Origin of the sequence: Priestia koreensis, assembly GCF_001274935.1 — a bacterium.
GTDB lineage: Bacteria > Bacillota > Bacilli > Bacillales > Bacillaceae_H > Bacillus_AG > Bacillus_AG koreensis.
Genome location: NZ_LILC01000019.1, coordinates 108,232 through 127,354 on the forward strand (window position 1 = coordinate 108,232; position 19,123 = coordinate 127,354).

Consider the following 19,123-nt stretch of genomic DNA (forward strand, 5'->3'; position numbering starts at 1 on the left):
TTTCATTTAATTAATCGAAGAAAGCGTGTAGGCATATGTGTGAGTGCATTCTGGTATGGGTTCAACTGCTGTAAGAGAGCGATCGAAAAAGATGGCGTCCACAATTCCCTGCAAAAGAGACACGTGAAATTCCTTTGGTAGATCGTCATTTGAAAAGGAAATCTCCTTAAACAACGAATTTTGAACAGAAAAAACAAGCTGTTCATGCTGTTCATCGAAAGCTGCTGTAAACCCAAGACTTCCTGCTGCTTCCACAAATAAAATTTTTTTCTTATCAATTGATAAAGGACGGCTAGATTCAATACTTTGAGGGTAATAGAGTGTTACGTAGTTAATTCCAAAATCATACGCATACGCAAATAAGGCTTCATGCCCAACTTCACCTAGTGAATCGAGCGCTTCAACGGCGATAGAGGCGAGGAGTTCGTAGTTGCGGGTTGGGAAGGATAGGTGGATGGGCTTTTCAGCTAGCTTGTACAAGCGACTAGGGCGACCTCCATTTGGAGATTGGTATTTCAGTGAGGTAAGTAGCTTTGCTTGTTCAAGTTTTGTTAAATGTAAACGCGCAACGTTTGGATGTATTTTGAATTTCTGTGAAACTTCTTGCACAAGCGAGCCTTTTGGAACTTGTGATACATACTCATAGATGTGAAACCGTGTAGGATCTGCAAGGGCCTTTGTGATTTTTAGGGTGGTCTTCATACAGTATCATCTCCTATAGTGCTAATTTTTTCCATTATAGTTCAAATGTCATGAATATAAAACACTATAGAGGCGTTTTAAGAGGAATGTTAAAAAAAATTCACAAATAAGATTTAAAATAGTATACAAAACTTATACAAAAGGTGTACAATACATTTAACAAAGATTATACAAACTAATGGAGGCGAGAAAATGGAAAACATAACTTTTTATACGTATCCAAGTTGTACATCATGTCGGAAAACAAAAAAATGGCTGTCAGAGGAGCAAGCAAAGGTAGAGGAAAGACATTTGTTCCGTGAGACGCCAACGTACGAGGAAATGATGCACCTCTTATCGCTAACGACTGAAGGCATTGATGAACTACTAGCAAAAAGAAGCCAAGAGTATAAGAGTTTAGATGTGGATGTTGAAGCAATGAGTTTATCAGAAGTTGTACAATTAATGATCGAACAGCCACGCTTACTTAGAAGACCTATTTTGACAGATGGAAAAAAACTTGTGGTCGGTTATAATGAATCAGCTCTTAAAAACTTAGTGAAGCGCAAAGTACGTGAGAAAGAAATGCGCGTAGTTTAAAAAACGACCATAGAGGTCGTTTTTTTTATAATTTCATAAAAATTTGGAAGGAATTTGTCAATAAATGTAGAACTGTACGTTTTAGAAGCAAACAATCGCGTGCTTCTGTGTATTTAAAAGGCAAGGGAGGAGTAATATTTGCAAGAAATTGAACAGCTAGCTGAACATTTAATCACTGACGCTTATCAACATAGGGTGTCAGACATTCATATCTTACCTAGAGAACAAGACGCTATCGTACAGTTTAGGGTCGGATATGATTTGGTATTTAAAGAGTCTATGAGCAAGCGGATATGTGAACGACTCATTACTCATTTTAAATTTTTAGGAGGAATGGACATAGGAGAAAAAAGGAGACCGCAAAATGGAGCTTTGAAAATTTCAATTCAAGAGGACTATATTAACCTTCGTTTGTCTACGCTTCCAACCGCTTATGAAGAAAGTCTTGTTATTCGAGTACTTCCTTCCAATCACCTTACACCACTTCAAAAGCTTTCTTTATTTCCAAACACAGTCACAAAACTTATCGCACTCCTCAAATATTCGCATGGATTATTGATTTTCACAGGACCAACGGGCTCTGGAAAAACAACCACTCTGTACACGCTACTGGAAGAATCCAAAAATATGTTCAATCGAAATATTATTACACTAGAAGACCCCATTGAACGAAGAAGTGAAGGGGTTATGCAAGTTCAGGTCAATGAAAAGGCAGGCATCACCTATACAACAGGTTTAAAGGCTATATTGCGCCATGACCCAGACATCATTATGGTAGGTGAAATACGTGATGCGGAAACGGCACAAATAGCTGTACGTGCTGCGTTAACTGGTCACTTGGTTCTGACTACTATGCATACAAGAGACTCGAAAGGTGCTATCTATAGATTGCTTGAGTTTGGTGTCCCTTATCAAGAAATTGAACAAACTTTAGTGGGAGTGGTCGCTCAACGGCTGTTAGAAATCTATTGTCCCATTTGTGGGGAGCCCTGTCATCCTGTTTGCAAGCGTAGTCGAAAAAATAGACAAGCAAGCATTTATGAAATCTTAACTGGAAAAAACTTAATGTCGGTCCTTCATGAAGTGAATGGAGAAGAGTCCTCGTATAACTACAAAACTCTGAAGGATGCGATAGTAAAAGGCATTGCTCTGGGATATGTACATGATTCAAATTTGAGTAGATGGGTGCGTAATGATTAATAGAAATCATAAATGGAAATTGAGTGAGCAATCGATTTTTCTGCTACGATTATCTGATTTGTTGGGCAAAGGTTATACGCTATCAACTGCTTTAGAGTTTTTACAATTTCATTTTCGACCACCATTAAAGCGGGATTTACAGAAGTGTTTAATTAAGCTCAAAAGTGGTCATTCACTGCATGAAGTCCTCCGTGATCTCCACTTCCATAATCATGTGTTAGGCTATTTGTTTTTTGCTGAATATAGAGGAGAATTATCGTTTTCTCTAAAAGAAGCAGGTCGAATGATGATGGAAAAAACAAAACAAAAACAGAAATTAAAAAAGGTTATTCAATATCCATTGTTTCTTTTGGTGTTCTTAGGTATTGTAATGATCATTATGAGCCAAATTCTTCTTCCTCAATTTACTTCTTTACAAGGATCCATCGAAGATAACGAAAACTCCTTTTCCTCCACTTTTTTAAGCGTTTTAGCTTACTTGCCCATACTAATGATTTTAGCCCTCGTTTTTCTGGTTATACTTTGCCTTTTTTACGCTCTGTGGTTTCGTAAAAGGTCTCCCTTATTTAAAATGAGGTTTCTTTTCTACCTTCCGTTTCTCCGTTCATACCTTCGGACGTTCAACGCCTATTTCTTTTCCTTTCATATGAGTAATTTACTTAGAGGAGGATTGTCCGTTTATGAATCTCTTTCTCTATTTGAGAAACAAAGTCACTTTCCTTTTTTTCAATTAGAAGCGCATGATTTAATGCGGAAACTTTCTGAGGGCTATTCTTTGGAAGAAACCTTTCAACGAAGAAAATATTATCAAAAAGAACTTACCTATATTATTTCACACGGGCAAAAAAATGGAAATTTAGGTCAGGAACTCTCCGATTACAGTGAATTGTTGTTGCAAACATTGCATGCCAGAATTATGAAAGTATTGGGATACATTCAGCCTTTTATGTTTTCAGCCATTGGGATTCTTGTGCTACTCATGTATCTTTCCATCATGCTGCCAATTTTCAATACGATGTCGTCATTATAGGAGGTAATTATGAAAGAAAAAGGATTTACTTTAATCGAGATGCTTGTTGTTATGCTAGTGGTTACAGTTTTGCTCCTCGTTATTATTCCTAATGTGGTTAAAAATAAGGAGGTAATTAACACGAAAGGATGTTCTGCATTAATTAAAACCGTTCAGTCACAAGTAGAAGCGTATGAAATTGATAATCGCAAAATACCAACACTAGAGGAATTAAAAACAGAAGGTTATCTTAACGGAGATGTTAAATGTCCTGGTGGGCAGGAGATTGCCATCGTTGACGGAGTTGTTCAGCAAAGTGGCAGCAAGTAATCAAAAAGGGTTCACTCTTCTAGAAATGCTGCTTGTTTTAATGGTTTTGCAAGTCATGGTGGGAGTATTGCTTCTTTCTATAAAGCCTGTCATGCAAACATATCGATTACACTATTTTTTTAAACAATTGCAAACGGATATGTGGTATGCCCAGCAGGTAGCCATTAATAGTGAGAAAAGTGTAGCCCTCGTATTTCTGAATGCCGAGTCAAAATATTTAATGGTATCAGGAGGCAACCTGATTATGACACGAGACTATGAGAAAGATGTAACTCTTCAAACAGAAGTTATACAAGGAAGGGTATCATTTTTACAAGATGGAAACGTCGATAGAAGTGGCACGATCATTGTAAAACATCATGAGAAAAAATACAGAGTAGTCGTGTTGATAGGACGTGGAAGATTTTATGTTCAAAAATTCTAATGGATATATGTTATTGGAAACAATGGTGGCATTCTCGGTTTTACTTCTTTTAACCCTGCATCTATTCCCTCTTTATACGCACATTCGAATTGAAAGAGACAACCAAGTTGCGATTAATACAGCTGACCGACTGCTTCATGAAGAAATATTGCATTACAAATATGATCGAAATGAGACAAGTCCTTCTACGGTTACCCATAATCAGCGCACATACAACCTGTCGTGGGAGTCGAGCGAACAGGAGTTAAAAGCATGTATTAAGTGGGAGGATAAATTGAAGCGTTCCATGGAAAGGTGTGATTATATTCTTAAATGAAAAACCAAAAAGGGTTCACCTTGTTAGAGATGTTAATTAGCTTGTCACTATTCTCGTTCTTGATTGCCTTTCAGCCGTTACTCATGAACTTAATAAAACAGTTCCATCAAACTGATGAGACGATTGAGCTACAGGAGTGGGAGATTTTTATTCAACAGCTTTCTTTTGATCTAAGGGAAGCCACTGAATTTCGAATACAGGAGCAGAAGCTTGTTTTAATTACGAAAGACAACCTAGCCGTTACGTATGAGCGCTATGGAAATAAAGCACGAAGACAGGTAGACGGCAGAGGACATGAAATTGTTCTTCAAGGAATAAAAACCATTGTCTTCTCACAGTCTACCGCAGGAATTACGGTAGCGACCATCGCGCTAGACGATCGTCATTTCAAACAGCGTATTAGCTCTTTTGTTGGAGGTTAATGGATGAAAGCTTTTTTTATCCTTCCCACTACAATGATCCTCGCATTTCTCACCATTTTCCTCGTCACCCAGCAGCTTCAGCCGTACATTAGCGAAAAGCTCTTCTACAAAGAAGCAGAGGAACAGTACAAGCTTAACCATCTCCTAGAAAACGGTCTTACCTTACTAAAACGAGACATCACCTCTCAATCATTCTCACCACAGTATACCTACCGTTTCCAAAACGGCAGCGTCTCCTACACGGCTACCGCAGACGAATTCTCATATTCCATTGAAATTACCGTAAAATCGGCTCATAATAAACAATATCGTGCATGGGCGAAGCTCCGTAAGATAGACGGGGTCGTCATGGAATGGAAAGAAAAGCATAGGAGTGAGTAGGATGAAGTCGGTATATATCGTAGGATTTATGGGAGCAGGAAAGACGACCGTTAGTGAGGCGCTAAAAGCAAAGCTTGAGTGTCAGGTAGTGGACGTGGATCACTATATCGTGGAAAAAGAGGGAAGAACGATTGCGGAGATTTTTGAGCGTGACGGAGAAGCGTTTTTCCGTGATCTTGAGCATCGTTATTTGAAAGAAATTACAACGGAAGATGTGATCGTCTCCACTGGTGGCGGGATGTTCGCTGAGGAGCGAAATCGTACGTTTATTAAAGAGAACGGAATCAGCATTTATTTGCATGCGGATTGGAATGAGATTCGAAGCAGAATTCAAGGAGATACGGGCCGACCGCTTGTACAGGAGCATTCGTTAGACGGACTTCAGTCGCTTTTAGAAAAGCGCAGACCGTTTTACGAGCAGGCGGATTTTACGGTCGACACGACGGGTCGTACGGTCGAAGATATTTGTACAGAGGTGCTTGGGCTGATTAAGTAAATTTCCCCTTGGGCATACTAAGCCTGAGGTGATGAAGATGTCATCAACAAATGACTATGTAAAATTCGTAACGCAGCAATTGGTTCGCTATATGGATCAGCCGAAGGAAGAACGTGTCCAAAAGCGGATCGAGAAAAAAGAAGCGCAGCAGCAGATGCAAGATCCACTGGCGAATCGTTGGTTTGGCGTGCTTCCAAGCTACTTTTCCTTATGGCTTGGGAAACATCGGAAGTAGGCTCAATCTCTATACATTACAGGTCGAATGTGCTAGAGTTAAATATACTTTTAACTTTAGGAGTGACTACTTTCGTTATGAAAGAGCAAGATATAGTACGTGATGCTTATAATCGTAGTCTCCATGATTTGCGTATTTCGGTCATTGATCAGTGTAATTTTCGCTGTTCATATTGCATGCCAGCAGAGATCTTTGGGAAAGATTACGCCTTTTTAAAAGGAGAACAGTTACTAACATTTGATGAAATTGTTCGTGTGGCTACATTGTTTGCGGACATGGGCGTGCGAAAAATTCGATTAACCGGCGGGGAACCGCTTTTACGTAAACAACTAGATGAATTAATACGCCGTTTAACGAAAGTGAACGGCATTGAAGATATTGCGCTTACGACCAACGGCATCTTTTTGCCAAAGTATGCGGAGAAGCTAAAAGAAGCGGGACTTAGTCGTGTGAACATTAGCCTCGATGCGATTGACGAAGAGATGTTCAAAAAGATGAACGGCCGCGGCGTCGGCATTCATCCCGTTTTAAAAGGGATTGAAGCTGCTGAGAAAGCAGGTCTACAAATTAAAATGAACATGGTCGTTCAAAAAGGTGTGAATGATCACCAAGTACTTCCAATGGCTCGTTTCTTCAAAGAAAAGGGCATTACGCTACGCTTCATTGAGTTTATGGATGTGGGTGCAACAAACGGCTGGAGCATGAAGGACGTTCTGACTAAGCAGGAGATGCTTGAGATGATTGGTGCGGAAATGCCCGTCAAAGCTGTTGATCCTCATTATGTAGGTGAAGTAGCGAAGCGCTACGTGTATGAGGACGGTTCAGCAGAGATTGGGTTTATTAGCTCAATTTCAGATGCATTTTGTAGCGACTGCTCTCGCGCGCGCATTTCAGCAGACGGTCAGCTTTATACGTGTTTGTTTGCGACAAAAGGGCATGACGTTCGTTCACTGCTGAGAGATGATCACACAGACGAAGAGCTTTCTGAGCATTTGCGTATGCTATGGAACAAACGAGATGATCGTTATTCAGAAGAACGTAATCCGGATAAGGTGTCTGAGCGTTCTAAAATTGAAATGTCTTATATTGGTGGTTAATGGGAACCGTCTGACAACATAGCTTGTCAGGCGGTTTTTGTTTTGCTGAAAAAGCCTAAACGATTTTATAATTATCCATATCTTTCTTCTATATTTCAGCAAAAAAGATGTTAGCCATACTCGATCAGTTAGAAGCAGGAGATTACTATTTGTATCACTACGGAATATGAAGAAAAGGACTGTCCGCTTTGGGCAGTCCTTTTATCGTTACGGTCTCGTTTCCATAAAGGCAATGTTTTTTAGTGTATCTGTTTTTGGATCGACGTGTACGTAGACAAGAACGCCTAGTTCTTTTCCTCGGTCACGGACGATTAACTTGAAGCGTTCGACCTTATCACCATTTTCTTTTGCTTTTCCAAGGTACAGAAAGTCTGTCACTTGTCCCATCGGGTATCGTTTTTTCGTTTCTTTAATGGCGATACGACTCCATTTTGCATAGGAAGGAGTAGGCTTCACCTGCGGAGCAGCATGTGCCGTGTGTAAAAAGGTCGTACTGCTGATGGGAACGATTAGCGTGCATAAACAAATCACCATCAAAATCGTTTTTCTCATGATGTCTCATCCTTTGTATGATTAGAGTCGTTGCATGGTGCTTTCTGATAGATAAAATAACCCGCCGTTCACAATCCCAACATGAATATTCGGTTCGTACTGCTCTTGCAGCGCGGTTTTCTCCGTGAGATAGCTCTCTGGTTTTTCGTCTAATTCTTCGTAAAAGTGGTCTAAAAGCGCAAGGTCACTGTTCCAGCGCTCTCGTGCCTCTGCTGCCCACATATGGTCTTGTTGCTCAATTTGGTGCTGTACAAATTGCTTTAATCGGAACAGACCGCTTTGTGGCTTAATGAGCGGTGAGAGCGTAAAGCAATAATCTGAAATGCCTGGTGACAACGTCATTTGCTCCGCTTTTTCGTGAAAGCCTTCCACGATTTTTCCACTAATCAGATGAAGACCAAGTGACAACAGTTCGTCTCGTTTTCGGTCACACTGATAGGAGATACGAACGTTTAGCCCGAGCCACGGGTGTAGCGCTGTATTATGCTGTACGTGAACTTGCTCGTACAGGCGAATAAAACGACCAAATTTTTTTGTAGACTCAAAAATTTGATGTAGGCGAGGGGAGCCGAAGTGAATTCGTTCTCCTTTTACCTCTGACGGATCAACGTTTGGATCAGTAATGAAGGTAATGGACATTGGGTTTGGCTCACCGCCCGTTGCCTCTAAGTAATGCCAATAAAACGGTCTGTTCATCAGCTCTTTATCCATATCCACGTTTAGCTGCACGGTAAAATAGCCGGGGTGGTTTTCTGAGATTTCACAATCATTTGCAGTGAAGTACTGCTTTAGGAATTGATGAATGTCAGTTTGCTGCATGCTGATCCTCGCCTTCCGTTATTTCTTCCTGTACGTATTCCATGACAGACGTAAGGTTATTCATTTTAATGCGAATTTCACCGTCTGTTTTAGAATGAAGCAAAATGTCTTGAATATGCTCTTCGATATTTGTAATTTCCATTCGTGTTAAAATTTCATCTAAATCACCGATGACGCGCTCGAATAAGTGAATTTTTTCGTATAAAAGCTTTAAAATATGCTCTTCAACCGTGTTTGATACGGCGAAATTATAAATCCGAACGTCTTCCTGCTGACCAAGGCGATGGATACGTCCAATTCGTTGTTCAAGGCGCATTGGATTCCACGGAAGGTCATAGTTAATAATATGGTGACAGAACTGAAGGTTAATTCCTTCACCGCCCGCTTCTGTGGCGATTAGTACTTGTGCATGTGTTTGAAACAGCTGCTTCATCCAATCCTTTTTCCCGCGTTTAAATCCGCCCCTAAATGGAACAGAGCTAATGCCATGCTGCTTTAAAAACCATTGTAAATAGAGCTGTGTAGCGCGATATTCTGTGAAGATAATCACTTTATCATCAATGTTTTTAATAAGCTCAAGCACTTTTTCAGCCTTAGAATTGGCTGGGATGTTATGAATTTTATCCATAATCGGCTCTGTGAGAACTTCTAGTGAGCTCGGATCTTCTTGTTTTTTCAGCATGTTTTTAATCGTAATGTAGACGGCTTCTCGACTGCTACACGCTTCACGCTGAAGGGTTAGAATGGAGAACGCGCTCTTGTTGCCCCCTGCATGCTTAAAGGTCATAATCTCATCGTACAGCTCGCGTTCTTCAGGAGAGAATTCAATTGGAACGGTTTCTACAATTCGCTTCGTCCACTCGATTCCGGTATCGCCCCTGCGGTTGCGAATCATAACTTTGCTGATGAGCTCACGAAGGTGATGATCATTTTGGACATCGCGCTTTTTCGCCGAGAAAAGCTCGTCGAAATAAGTTTGATTTCCGAGATGACCAGGCTTTAAGAGCGACACAAGGTTGAAAATTTCCTCCACGCGATTTTGAATAGGCGTCGCGGTTAAAAGAAGACAAAACTTTTTCTTTAAGCTCTGCACAAATTCGTAGTTTTTCGTTTTGTTATTTTTCAGTTTATGAGCTTCATCAATAATGACTAAATCATAATCCTGACTGAGCACGAGATCACGGTGTGGTGGACGCTTCGCCGTATCGATCGACGACACGATCACATCACACTGATCCCACGCATAAGACTTTCGCTGTGCGACCGCTGGAATATAAAATTTTTGATTGAGTTCCATCGTCCACTGTGAAACGAGGGATGCAGGAACTAAAATGAGCACCTTTTTTACGAGTCCACGAATCATATATTCTTTCAAAATAAGCCCTGCTTCAATCGTTTTTCCAAGGCCTACCTCATCCGCTAAAATAGCTTTTCCGTTCATGTTTTCAATAACCTGCTTTGCGACCTCTAACTGATGAGGAAGCGGAATTAAGTCAGGCAAAAATTTTGGACACTGCAAGCCTAGGAAATCAGGAATCGCGAGCTGCTTTTCAGTATTATAGGCAAGTTTATAAAGATGCTGATGTGACCATGGACCATCATTTTGTAGACGCTGCATAAACTCTTTTTCCCATTGTTCATCAAACTGAATTTCAACGTTCATTCTTTGTCGACTCCTTTCGCAAATTTTTATTGAAGTAGTGTGAAAATTCCTGTAGGATAAAAATGTGTTAGAAAATTTTAAAAAGAAAGTGGATTGCTACTATATTTACTTTTTTGTCATCTTCATTCAGTATAGTATAGCCAATCTTGTTTAATTTTATAGAAGCGAATGATAACAAGGGGAGAGACCATGCAAATGGCGCCGAAGGAGCAACTGAAGAAGTGAATCTCTCAGGCAAAAAGACTCTTGTTGGACGCAACTCTGGAGAGCGTTCCATACGAACCACCCACGAGGAAACCGCTGATCAAATGCAACGGGAAACTTTCAGGTAACCGGACAGAGACTTCTTTTTATAAGGAGTTCTCTGTCTTTTTATATGCTTATTTTTTGACAAAAACGTGGTTGAGGGGGAATCAAAATGGCTGAGTTAAAACAAACGCCTTTGTTTTTAACCTATAAAGAGTATGGAGCTAAGACGATTGATTTTGGTGGATGGGCGCTTCCTGTGCAGTTTTCTTCTATTAAAGAAGAGCATGAAGCTGTTCGTACGAAAGCAGGATTATTCGACGTATCTCATATGGGAGAAATTGAAGTAACAGGTGCAGACAGTCTTGCTTTTTTACAGCGTGTCATGACGAATGATGTGTCAAAGCTAAAGGACGGGAAAGCACAGTACACCGCAATGTGTTATGAAGATGGGGGAACAGTAGACGATCTTCTGATCTACAAAAAATCCGATAATGTGTATCTATTAGTCGTAAATGCCGCAAACATCGAGAAAGATTACGATTGGTTGCAATCTCATGTTGAGGGTGACGTGACGTTACATAATCAGTCCAATGAAATTGCTCAGCTTGCCCTGCAAGGTCCAGTAGCTGAAAAAGTACTTCAAAAGTTAACAGATGAAGACTTAGCGTCGATTGGCTTCTTCGCTTTTAAAGAGAATGTAAGCATCAGCGGCGTACCTTCTCTAGTGTCTCGTACAGGTTACACAGGCGAGGACGGCTTTGAAATTTATTGTCCTTCTGATGATGCTCCGGCACTTTGGAATGCGATTTTAGAAGCAGGAAAAGAAGACGGTGTTGTCCCATGTGGACTTGGTGCACGTGATACGCTTCGTTTTGAAGCCATTCTTCCTTTATATGGCCAAGAGCTATCAAAGGACATTACACCAGTTGAAGCAGGAATTGGCTTTGCGGTGAAGGTTAATAAAGATTTCTTTATTGGTCAAGAAACGCTGAAGCGTCAAAAAGAAGAAGGACTTTCCCGAAAATTAGTGGGAATTGAAATGATCGATCGCGGTATTCCTCGTCACGGCTACGAAGTGTTTGTTGGGGATGAGCGTATTGGAGAAGTGACAACAGGCACGCAGTCTCCGCTAACAAAGCGTAACATTGGCCTTGCGTTAGTAGATGTTTCATATAGCGAGCTTGATCAAGAAGTAGAAGTGGAAATTCGCAATAAGCGTGTAAAAGCGAAAGTAGTCGCAACGCCTTTTTATAAACGTTCAAAATAATGTAGGAATGTGGGAGAGGAGCAGGAACTATGGTACATCGTTATTTGCCCATGACAGAAGAAGATCAGCGTCAAATGTTAGAAGCAGTAGGTGTGCAATCAGTTGATGAACTGTTTGCAGATATTCCAGAAAGCGTTCGATTCAAAGGATTATACAACATTAAAAAGGCGGCATCAGAGCCTCAGTTGTTAAAAGAACTTACTCGTCTTGCTTCACAAAATGCAAATTTAAAGGAATATGCATCCTTTTTAGGAGCAGGTGTATACGATCACTATGCACCAACGATTGTTGACCATGTTATTTCACGATCTGAATTTTATACGGCTTATACACCATATCAGCCAGAAATCTCACAGGGAGAGCTACAGGCTATTTTCGAATTCCAGACGATGATCTGCGAATTAACAGGAATGGACGTTGCGAACTCATCCATGTATGACGGTGGAACAGCTTTAGCTGAAGCAGCGATGCTAAGTGCAGGCCAAACGAGAAAGAAACGTATTCTTGTATCGGCAGCTGTTCACCCAGAATCCCGTGCCGTATTGCAAACATACGCAAAAGGGCAATACCTGGACGTAACGGAGATTCCGTTAAAAGATGGCGTAACAGATGTTGAGGCGCTTCAAAATGAGATGAATGCAGACGTTGCGTGTGTTATCGTTCAATACCCAAATTTCTTCGGTCAAATTGAACCGCTGAAAGAAATTGAACAAATCGCGCACAGTGAAAAAGGAATGTTCGTGGTTTCTTCAAATCCACTTTCACTAGGAGCGTTAACACCTCCTGGGAAATTCGGAGCAGATATTGTTATTGGGGATGCACAGCCATTTGGTATCCCAACCCAGTTTGGTGGCCCTCACTGTGGCTATTTTGCGACAACGACAAAATTAATGCGTAAAATTCCAGGTCGTCTTGTTGGTCAAACGGTTGATGAAGACGGAAAACGCGGATTTGTTCTTACGCTTCAAGCACGTGAGCAGCACATTCGTCGTGATAAGGCGACGTCTAACATTTGTTCAAACCAGGCGCTAAATGCCTTAGCTGCTTCTGTTGCGATGACGGCTCTCGGAAAACAAGGAGCAAAAGAAATTGCTCTTCAAAATATCTCAAAAGCACATTACGCGGCAAGTGCGTTCAAAGAGGCGGGCATGGACGTTGTGTTTGGCGGTGCGTTCTTTAACGAGTTTGTCGTAACCGTTGGGTCACCGGTGTCGGAAGTAAACGCGAAATTGCTTGAAAAAGGAATGATTGGCGGATACGATCTTGGCCGTGATTACGAGGAGCTTGCTCATCATATGCTGATTGCTGTAACCGAGCTTCGTACAAAAGAAGAAATCGATAATCTTGTGAAGGAATTGGGGGATATCCATGCTTAATGAACATCAACCGCTTATTTTTGAACTGAGCAAAGAAGGTCGTATTGGTTATTCACTTCCTGAATTGGACGTGCCGGAAGTCAACGTTGCAGAAGTGATTCCTTCCGAATACATTCGAACAGAAGAAGCTGAGCTTCCAGAAGTATCGGAGCTTGATATTATGCGTCATTACACAGCGCTCTCTAAGCGTAATCACGGGGTTGACTCTGGTTTTTACCCACTAGGTTCTTGTACGATGAAATACAATCCGAAAGTGAACGAACAGGCAGCGCGTATGGCTGGGTTCGCTCATATTCACCCGCTTCAAGAAGAAAACACGGTACAAGGTGCACTAGGGTTAATGTATGACCTTCAAGAGCATTTAAAAGAAATTACGGGCATGGATGAAGTGACGCTTCAACCAGCAGCAGGAGCTCATGGTGAATGGACAGGACTCATGCTCATTCGTGCGTTCCACGAAACGAACGGTGACCATCACCGTACAAAAGTAATCGTACCTGACTCTGCTCACGGAACAAATCCAGCATCTGCAACGGTTGCAGGACTTGAAACAGTGACGGTAAAATCCAATGACCAAGGATTAGTTGATTTAGAGGATTTACGTCGCGTTGTCGGAGAGGACACGGCTGCCCTTATGCTGACAAATCCAAATACGCTGGGTCTATTTGAAGAAAATATTTTAGAAATGGCTGAAATCGTTCACGGAGCTGGCGGAAAGCTTTACTATGACGGTGCGAATTTAAATGCTGTATTAAGTAAGGCACGCCCAGGGGACATGGGATTTGATGTCGTTCATTTAAATCTTCATAAAACGTTCACGGGTCCTCACGGTGGTGGTGGTCCAGGTTCAGGTCCTGTAGGGGTAAAAGCGGATCTTATTCCGTTCCTACCGAAGCCAGTACTAGTGAAGGTAGAGGATCGTTACCACTTAGAATATGACCGACCACAAGCGATTGGCCGCGTAAAGCCGTTCTACGGAAACTTCGGCATTAACGTTCGTGCTTATACGTACATTCGCTCAATGGGCCCAGATGGTTTAAAAGCGGTAACCGAAAATGCGGTATTAAATGCAAACTACATGATGCGTCGCCTCGCTGAGCACTATGACCTTCCGTTTGATCGTCATTGTAAGCACGAGTTCGTCCTATCTGGAAAACGTCAAAAGAAACTCGGCGTTCGTACGCTTGATATTGCGAAGCGTCTTTTAGACTTTGGTTATCATCCGCCAACGATCTACTTCCCGCTGATCGTAGAAGAAAGCATGATGATTGAGCCGACTGAGACAGAGTCAAAAGAAACGCTCGATGCATTTATCGACGTAATGATTCAAATTGCAAAAGAAGCAGAAGAAAATCCAGAAATCGTTCAAGAAGCACCACATACAACGGTTGTGAAACGCTTAGACGAAACGCTTGCAGCAAGAAAGCCAGTGTTACGTTACCAAAAAGAACAGTAATCAAAAAATCCCGCTCTCCTAAGGTGAGCGGGATTTTTTATGAATAAAACGAACCGTTTACTTTTTTGATTTGATTTTCCCAGTCCATTGCTTGAAGCCGCCTTTTAGCTGATAAATATCACGATAGCCTTGACGACGAAGCATTTGTGCCGCACGGCCTACACGTACACCGTTTTGGCAATATAAATAAATCGGCTGGTCTTTGCGTAGTTCTTTTGTACGCATACGGAACTGCGAAATCGGAATGTTTCGAGCTCCTAAAATGTGGCCGCCTTCAAATTCGTTCGGCTCACGAATATCGATTAGTTGTGCTTTACGATATCCATTGCGAAATTCTTCTTCTGTCAATGCTTTCATAATTTTACGCTGATAAACAAACATAACGACAGAGTATACGATGAAAGCAGCTAAGATGATTAATATTGTATACCACATGCAAATCGTTCCCTTCTTCAACTAAATCCATATTCCTATTATATAAGCGAATGTTTTTAGAAGTAAAGAGAATATGTAAGTTCTATGAAACAAACTGTGATGACTTTGTGAAAAAGTCCTTTCATGCAGTGGGTGAATCGTTAAATGTTCACGTAAGTGTTTGGAAATATAACGTATTTCTTTTACTCCTTTCAAACTTTTGATAGACTATAAAAAGTGTGATTTTATTTCTACGACAAAGTTGAGGTTGAGGTAAATGAAAGAAACATGGCGATTCATAGATTCAGGTAATTGTTCACCCTATTACAATATGGCATTAGACGAGGCATTGTTAGAGTGGCATAGTAAGGGGGAAATTCCTCCAACGATTCGTTTTTACGGATGGGACCCGGCTACTCTATCAATTGGTTATTTCCAAAAAGCTGAAAAAGAAATTGATTTGGAAAAAGTAAAAGAATTAGGATTAGGTTTTGTGCGACGTCCGACCGGCGGAAGAGGCGTATTGCATGAGCATGAGCTTACATATAGCGTAATCGTAACGGAAGAGCATCCGAATATGCCTAACACGGTTACCGAAGCGTACCGCGTTATTTCAGAGGGGATTTTAGAAGGATTCCGTTCACTAGGACTCGAGGCGTATTTTGCGGTTCCTCGTACAGAAGAAGAACGAAACAGCCTGAAAAATCCGCGTTCCTCTGTTTGTTTTGATGCGCCGTCTTGGTACGAGCTAGTAGTAGAGGGGAGAAAGGTAGCAGGAAGCGCTCAGACGCGTCAAAAAGGTGTCATCCTGCAGCACGGCTCCATCCTACTAGATCTAGATGAAGATAAGCTATTCAGCGTCTTCAAGTACACAAATGACCGTGTGAAGGAGCGCATGCAGCGTGCATTTCGTAAAAAGGCGGTAGCGATGAATGATATTGCCAACCGTTCAATTGGAATTGACGAGGCGAAGGAAGCGTTTTATAAGGGGTTCATGAAGGGATTAGATATCAATTTAGAGCCTTATACGCTTAGTGCAGAAGAAGAAGCGTACGTTCAAGAAATTGCGAAAAGCAAATATGCGTCAGATGAATGGAATTTCCGACGCTAATTGTTTAGTTGTAGATGATAAGTAGATAGTGATATCGCCCAATGCCTTGTATCGTTCGAGCACATCGAGCTAATGGCAATGGGCGATATCTTTTTGAGAACGGGTATAGAACATAGAACACCTAGTGGAATCTTTTTTCACTTCACCAAAATGCGAAATAGTTGCGAAAAAACGAAATTATTTCACAAAAAGGTGAATGTACGTTCCCCCATTAACGATACAAAAGTCAACTGTTTTTTCGTTCGAGTTTTAAATTTTTAGCTTGACTTTTCAATATGTGGTATTAGTTTTATTTTGGTAGATACTATATATTGAATTGGTCTTTGAATTATGATAACTTAAGTTTATCGCTCGAAATGATTTTTCTATATTATGGAAAGATAATCGGCTGAGACACTTAGATAGAGTAAGGAAACAAGGGAGTTGTGAAGATGGCAGTTTTAATTAACGAAAAGCCCGTAATGAATATTGAAAAGTTGAATCAAGATATTGAGAAATTTACCCAAGTACACCCCGTTACACCTGATATGAAATTAACTCATAAAGGGGTATCTCGCCTCGTAATGCTAGATCGCTATGCATTCAAAGACACAGAGAAAACAACTCTCTCAGAAGGGGACTTCGTTGTCCTAACGGTAAAAGAAGATCCTAAATTCCCAGCAAGAGGATTAGGTTATATTAAAGAAATTAATTGGGAGCATAAAACAGCTACTGTTTTAGTAGAGGAAGAATCACGCGGCGCGCTAGATGCGACAGAAGCAGAGAGCGGATTAGTTGTTCGTTCACTAGACGTGATTGAAAAGCCCCTTGAAATTTACTATGAGCAAATTGCAAAGCGTAATGCAACTGGACTTGCTTCTTCTGAAACAACAGAAGAAAAACGTCAAGAATGGTTCCAAAAGTTCTATCATGAGCTTGTGAACCTGAACTTCGTTCCAGCAGGACGCGTTCTATACGGAGCTGGTGCAGAAACGGACGTAACGTACTTTAACTGCTACGTAATGCCGTTCGTACAAGATTCACGTGAAGGCATCTCAGAGCATCGTAAGCAAGTAATGGAAATCATGAGCCGCGGTGGTGGTGTTGGAACAAATGGTACAACCCTTCGCCCGCGTAATGCCCTAGCAAGAGGCGTGAACGGTAAATCATCTGGTTCCGTTTCATGGTTAGACGATATTGCGAAGCTTACACATTTAGTCGAGCAAGGTGGATCAAGACGCGGCGCGCAAATGATCATGCTTGCAGATTTCCATCCGGATATCGTGGAATTCATCATTTCAAAAATGCAAAATCCACGTATTTTACGTTTCTTAATTGAAAACACAAACGATCCACAAATTAAAAAAGCAGCGGAAGACAAGCTGAAGTTTACGCCGCTTACAGAGCAAGAAATTGCGATGTACCAAGGAATTGTGAACTACAAGCAAATTCCAGGTATGGGTGGATTTAACGATAAAATTATTAAAGACGCAGAAGAAAAGCTTCGTATTGGCGGCACGTTCAGCGTTCATAATCCTGATTTCTTAACAGGTGCAAACATTTCAGTTTGTCTAACAAATGACTTTATGGAAGCTGTTGAGAACGACGGTGACTACGAGCTTCGCTTCCCAGACGTTGAAACATATACGGAAGAAGAAATGAAAGCCTACAATGAAAAATGGCATGAAGTAGGCGATGTTCGTGAGTGGGAAAAACTAGGTTTCCGCGTACGTACGTATCGCACAATCAAAGCAAAAGAGCTTTGGAACTTAATTAACGTTTGTGCAACGTACTCAGCAGAGCCTGGCATTTTCTTCATCGACAATGCGAACGACATGACAAATGCGAAAGCATACGGTCAAAAGGTAGTCGCAACAAATCCGTGTGGAGAACAGCCACTTGCACCATATTCCGTTTGTAACCTTGCAGCGGTGAACTTAGCACAAATGGTGAACAAAGAAACAAAAACAGTTGATTTTGATAAATTAAAACAAACGGTAGAAGTAGGCGTGCGCATGCAGGATAACGTAATTGACGCAACACCTTACTTCCTAGAAGAAAACAAAAAGCAGGCATTAGGCGAGCGTCGTGTTGGTCTTGGTGTAATGGGTCTGCATGATCTTCTTATTTACTGTGAAACAGAGTACGGTTCTGAAGCAGGAAACGAAATGGTTGATCGCGTATTTGAAACAATCGCGACAACGGCTTACCGTGCATCAATTGAATTAGCAAAAGAAAAAGGAAGCTTCCCGTTCCTAGTTGGTGAAACAGAGGAAGAGACAGCGCGTCTTCGCCAAGCGTTCACTGAAACAGGGTTCTTAGAGAAAATGCCTGAAGATGTTCGTGAAGGAATTGCTGCATACGGAATTCGTAACTCTCACCTTCTAACGGTTGCACCAACAGGAAGCACAGGTACGATGGTTGGCGTATCAACAGGTCTTGAGCCATACTTCTCCTTCTCTTACTTCCGTAGTGGACGTCTTGGAAAGTTCATTGAAGTAAAAGCAGATATCGTTCAAGAGTATTTAGATCAGCATCCAGAAGCAGATCCAAATCAATTACCAGAGTGGTTCATTTCTGCGATGGAACTAGCTCCAGAAGCACATGCTGACGTACAATGCATCATTCAGCGCTGGGTAGATAGCTCCATCAGTAAAACCGTTAACGCACCTCGTGGCTATACGGTTGACCAAGTGAAGAAAGTATACGAGCGTCTATATAAAGGCGGTGCAAAAGGCGGTACTGTATACGTAGACGGTAGCCGTGATGCACAGGTTCTAACGCTAAAAGCGGAAGAAAACACGTTCGAAGAAGACGTTCAAGAGCAAGAAGCGGTAACAGAAGAGCACGTATCACTAAGCATTTCATACGATGAAAGCAAAATCGGCTCTGATGTTGGCGATACATGCCCAGTTTGCCGTCAAGGAACAGTCGAAGAAATTGGTGGCTGTAACACGTGTACAAACTGTAATGCACAGTTAAGATGTGGACTATAAGTTACATCTAAATACAGATTGATTATACAAGTAGGAGGGGTGAGCTAGCA

21 protein-coding genes and 2 riboswitches are annotated in these 19,123 nt (G+C 41.3%); of the genes, 16 read left to right on the forward strand and 5 right to left on the reverse strand.

Going from position 1 to position 19,123, the window contains the following annotated elements; genetic code table 11:
- Positions 1–6: 6 nt before the first annotated feature.
- A complete protein-coding gene (locus AMD01_RS14465; RefSeq protein ID WP_053402136.1) occupies positions 7–702 on the reverse strand; it encodes a helix-turn-helix transcriptional regulator in 696 nt (231 codons plus the stop codon).
- 192 nt (positions 703–894) lie between these two features.
- On the opposite strand from AMD01_RS14465, the gene AMD01_RS14470 reads away from it, so the two are divergent.
- The 11 genes from AMD01_RS14470 to moaA all read left to right on the forward strand — a co-directional run bounded on the left by AMD01_RS14470 (position 895) and on the right by moaA (position 7,191).
- Positions 895–1,281 carry a Spx/MgsR family RNA polymerase-binding regulatory protein gene (locus AMD01_RS14470; RefSeq protein ID WP_053402137.1) on the forward strand — a complete coding sequence of 129 codons (387 nt, stop codon included), beginning with the start codon at positions 895–897 and terminating at the stop codon, positions 1,279–1,281.
- Positions 1,282–1,419: 138 nt separating this feature from the next.
- Positions 1,420–2,481, forward strand: coding sequence for a competence type IV pilus ATPase ComGA (gene comGA, locus AMD01_RS14475; RefSeq protein ID WP_053402138.1), 1,062 nt, complete (start codon positions 1,420–1,422; stop codon positions 2,479–2,481).
- On the forward strand, positions 2,474–3,511 hold the full coding sequence (gene comGB, locus AMD01_RS24950) for a competence type IV pilus assembly protein ComGB (protein ID WP_053402139.1): 1,038 nt from the start codon (positions 2,474–2,476) through the stop codon (positions 3,509–3,511). The genes comGA and comGB overlap by 8 nt, the downstream gene beginning before the upstream one ends.
- A 9-nt stretch (positions 3,512–3,520) precedes the next feature.
- Positions 3,521–3,820: a competence type IV pilus major pilin ComGC gene (comGC, locus tag AMD01_RS14485; RefSeq protein ID WP_053402140.1), complete on the forward strand. Its 300-nt coding sequence runs from the start codon at positions 3,521–3,523 to the stop codon at positions 3,818–3,820.
- Complete coding sequence (gene comGD / locus AMD01_RS14490) at positions 3,786–4,244, forward strand: competence type IV pilus minor pilin ComGD (RefSeq protein ID WP_157052748.1); 459 nt, start codon at positions 3,786–3,788, stop codon at positions 4,242–4,244. The genes comGC and comGD overlap by 35 nt, the downstream gene beginning before the upstream one ends.
- 7 nt (positions 4,245–4,251) lie before the next feature.
- Positions 4,252–4,560, forward strand: coding sequence for a hypothetical protein (locus AMD01_RS14495; protein ID WP_169775970.1), 309 nt, complete (start codon positions 4,252–4,254; stop codon positions 4,558–4,560).
- Entirely contained in the window at positions 4,557–4,982 is a 426-nt protein-coding gene (comGF, locus tag AMD01_RS14500) for a competence type IV pilus minor pilin ComGF (RefSeq protein WP_053402143.1), read from the forward strand. The genes AMD01_RS14495 and comGF overlap by 4 nt, the downstream gene beginning before the upstream one ends.
- A 3-nt stretch (positions 4,983–4,985) precedes the next feature.
- The gene (comGG, locus tag AMD01_RS14505; RefSeq protein WP_053402144.1) at positions 4,986–5,363 is read left to right on the forward strand and encodes a competence type IV pilus minor pilin ComGG; all 378 of its coding nucleotides are present in this window, start codon (positions 4,986–4,988) and stop codon (positions 5,361–5,363) included.
- A 1-nt stretch (position 5,364) separates the two neighbouring features.
- On the forward strand, positions 5,365–5,859 hold the full coding sequence (locus AMD01_RS14510; RefSeq protein ID WP_053402145.1) for a shikimate kinase: 495 nt from the start codon (positions 5,365–5,367) through the stop codon (positions 5,857–5,859).
- 37 nt (positions 5,860–5,896) lie between these two features.
- Positions 5,897–6,094 (forward strand): YqzE family protein, encoded by a 198-nt coding sequence (locus tag AMD01_RS14515; protein ID WP_053402146.1) that lies wholly within the window; start codon positions 5,897–5,899, stop codon positions 6,092–6,094.
- A 77-nt stretch (positions 6,095–6,171) separates the two neighbouring features.
- A complete protein-coding gene (gene moaA, locus AMD01_RS14520) occupies positions 6,172–7,191 on the forward strand; it encodes a GTP 3',8-cyclase MoaA (RefSeq protein WP_053402147.1) in 1,020 nt (339 codons plus the stop codon).
- Between the two features lie 207 nt (positions 7,192–7,398).
- Here moaA and AMD01_RS14525 read toward each other — a convergent pair whose 3' ends face one another.
- The 3 genes from AMD01_RS14525 to AMD01_RS14535 are packed head-to-tail and all read right to left on the reverse strand — an operon-like array spanning position 7,399 to position 10,225.
- Complete coding sequence (locus AMD01_RS14525) at positions 7,399–7,743, reverse strand: DUF3889 domain-containing protein (RefSeq protein WP_053402148.1); 345 nt, start codon at positions 7,741–7,743, stop codon at positions 7,399–7,401.
- Positions 7,744–7,764: 21 nt separating this feature from the next.
- Positions 7,765–8,562 carry a YqhG family protein gene (locus tag AMD01_RS14530; RefSeq protein ID WP_053402149.1) on the reverse strand — a complete coding sequence of 266 codons (798 nt, stop codon included), beginning with the start codon at positions 8,560–8,562 and terminating at the stop codon, positions 7,765–7,767.
- Positions 8,549–10,225 (reverse strand): DEAD/DEAH box helicase, encoded by a 1,677-nt coding sequence (locus AMD01_RS14535; RefSeq protein ID WP_053402150.1) that lies wholly within the window; start codon positions 10,223–10,225, stop codon positions 8,549–8,551. Before AMD01_RS14535 ends, AMD01_RS14530 begins: the two co-directional genes overlap by 14 nt.
- A gap of 168 nt (positions 10,226–10,393) precedes the next feature.
- A riboswitch (glycine riboswitch) is annotated at positions 10,394–10,481 on the forward strand.
- 3 nt (positions 10,482–10,484) lie between these two features.
- A riboswitch (glycine riboswitch) is annotated at positions 10,485–10,567 on the forward strand.
- 76 nt (positions 10,568–10,643) lie between these two features.
- Between AMD01_RS14535 and gcvT the strand changes: the two genes are divergently transcribed.
- From gcvT to gcvPB, 3 genes are read left to right on the forward strand one after another with little or no spacing between them, the layout of a single operon-like run.
- On the forward strand, positions 10,644–11,741 hold the full coding sequence (gene gcvT, locus AMD01_RS14540) for a glycine cleavage system aminomethyltransferase GcvT (RefSeq protein WP_053402151.1): 1,098 nt from the start codon (positions 10,644–10,646) through the stop codon (positions 11,739–11,741).
- 29 nt (positions 11,742–11,770) lie between these two features.
- Complete coding sequence (gene gcvPA / locus AMD01_RS14545) at positions 11,771–13,117, forward strand: aminomethyl-transferring glycine dehydrogenase subunit GcvPA (protein ID WP_053402152.1); 1,347 nt, start codon at positions 11,771–11,773, stop codon at positions 13,115–13,117.
- The gene (gene gcvPB / locus AMD01_RS14550) at positions 13,110–14,573 is read left to right on the forward strand and encodes an aminomethyl-transferring glycine dehydrogenase subunit GcvPB (RefSeq protein ID WP_053402153.1); all 1,464 of its coding nucleotides are present in this window, start codon (positions 13,110–13,112) and stop codon (positions 14,571–14,573) included. The genes gcvPA and gcvPB overlap by 8 nt, the downstream gene beginning before the upstream one ends.
- Before the next feature lie 57 nt (positions 14,574–14,630).
- Here the strand turns inward: gcvPB and AMD01_RS14555 are convergent, their stop codons facing one another.
- On the reverse strand, positions 14,631–15,008 hold the full coding sequence (locus tag AMD01_RS14555; RefSeq protein ID WP_053402154.1) for a rhodanese-like domain-containing protein: 378 nt from the start codon (positions 15,006–15,008) through the stop codon (positions 14,631–14,633).
- 256 nt (positions 15,009–15,264) lie between these two features.
- Between AMD01_RS14555 and AMD01_RS14560 the strand changes: the two genes are divergently transcribed.
- On the forward strand, positions 15,265–16,098 hold the full coding sequence (locus AMD01_RS14560; RefSeq protein ID WP_053402155.1) for a lipoate--protein ligase family protein: 834 nt from the start codon (positions 15,265–15,267) through the stop codon (positions 16,096–16,098).
- Between the two features lie 431 nt (positions 16,099–16,529).
- Complete coding sequence (locus AMD01_RS14565) at positions 16,530–19,073, forward strand: vitamin B12-dependent ribonucleotide reductase (protein ID WP_053402156.1); 2,544 nt, start codon at positions 16,530–16,532, stop codon at positions 19,071–19,073.
- Positions 19,074–19,123 lie beyond the last annotated feature (50 nt).

Coding starts and splice junctions, on each gene's coding strand:
- AMD01_RS14515 (WP_053402146.1), top strand. CDS start 5,897: ATGTCATCAACAAATGACTATGTAAAATTCGTAACGCAGCAATTGGTT.
- comGF (WP_053402143.1), top strand. CDS start 4,557: ATGAAAAACCAAAAAGGGTTCACCTTGTTAGAGATGTTAATTAGCTTG.
- AMD01_RS14465 (WP_053402136.1), bottom strand. CDS start 702: ATGAAGACCACCCTAAAAATCACAAAGGCCCTTGCAGATCCTACACGG.
- comGB (WP_053402139.1), top strand. CDS start 2,474: ATGATTAATAGAAATCATAAATGGAAATTGAGTGAGCAATCGATTTTT.
- AMD01_RS14535 (WP_053402150.1), bottom strand. CDS start 10,225: ATGAACGTTGAAATTCAGTTTGATGAACAATGGGAAAAAGAGTTTATG.
- AMD01_RS14525 (WP_053402148.1), bottom strand. CDS start 7,743: ATGAGAAAAACGATTTTGATGGTGATTTGTTTATGCACGCTAATCGTT.
- AMD01_RS14560 (WP_053402155.1), top strand. CDS start 15,265: ATGAAAGAAACATGGCGATTCATAGATTCAGGTAATTGTTCACCCTAT.
- AMD01_RS14495 (WP_169775970.1), top strand. CDS start 4,252: ATGTTATTGGAAACAATGGTGGCATTCTCGGTTTTACTTCTTTTAACC.
- gcvT (WP_053402151.1), top strand. CDS start 10,644: ATGGCTGAGTTAAAACAAACGCCTTTGTTTTTAACCTATAAAGAGTAT.
- AMD01_RS14510 (WP_053402145.1), top strand. CDS start 5,365: ATGAAGTCGGTATATATCGTAGGATTTATGGGAGCAGGAAAGACGACC.
- moaA (WP_053402147.1), top strand. CDS start 6,172: ATGAAAGAGCAAGATATAGTACGTGATGCTTATAATCGTAGTCTCCAT.
- gcvPA (WP_053402152.1), top strand. CDS start 11,771: ATGGTACATCGTTATTTGCCCATGACAGAAGAAGATCAGCGTCAAATG.
- comGG (WP_053402144.1), top strand. CDS start 4,986: ATGAAAGCTTTTTTTATCCTTCCCACTACAATGATCCTCGCATTTCTC.
- gcvPB (WP_053402153.1), top strand. CDS start 13,110: ATGCTTAATGAACATCAACCGCTTATTTTTGAACTGAGCAAAGAAGGT.
- AMD01_RS14530 (WP_053402149.1), bottom strand. CDS start 8,562: ATGCAGCAAACTGACATTCATCAATTCCTAAAGCAGTACTTCACTGCA.
- AMD01_RS14470 (WP_053402137.1), top strand. CDS start 895: ATGGAAAACATAACTTTTTATACGTATCCAAGTTGTACATCATGTCGG.
- AMD01_RS14565 (WP_053402156.1), top strand. CDS start 16,530: ATGGCAGTTTTAATTAACGAAAAGCCCGTAATGAATATTGAAAAGTTG.
- comGC (WP_053402140.1), top strand. CDS start 3,521: ATGAAAGAAAAAGGATTTACTTTAATCGAGATGCTTGTTGTTATGCTA.
- AMD01_RS14555 (WP_053402154.1), bottom strand. CDS start 15,008: ATGTGGTATACAATATTAATCATCTTAGCTGCTTTCATCGTATACTCT.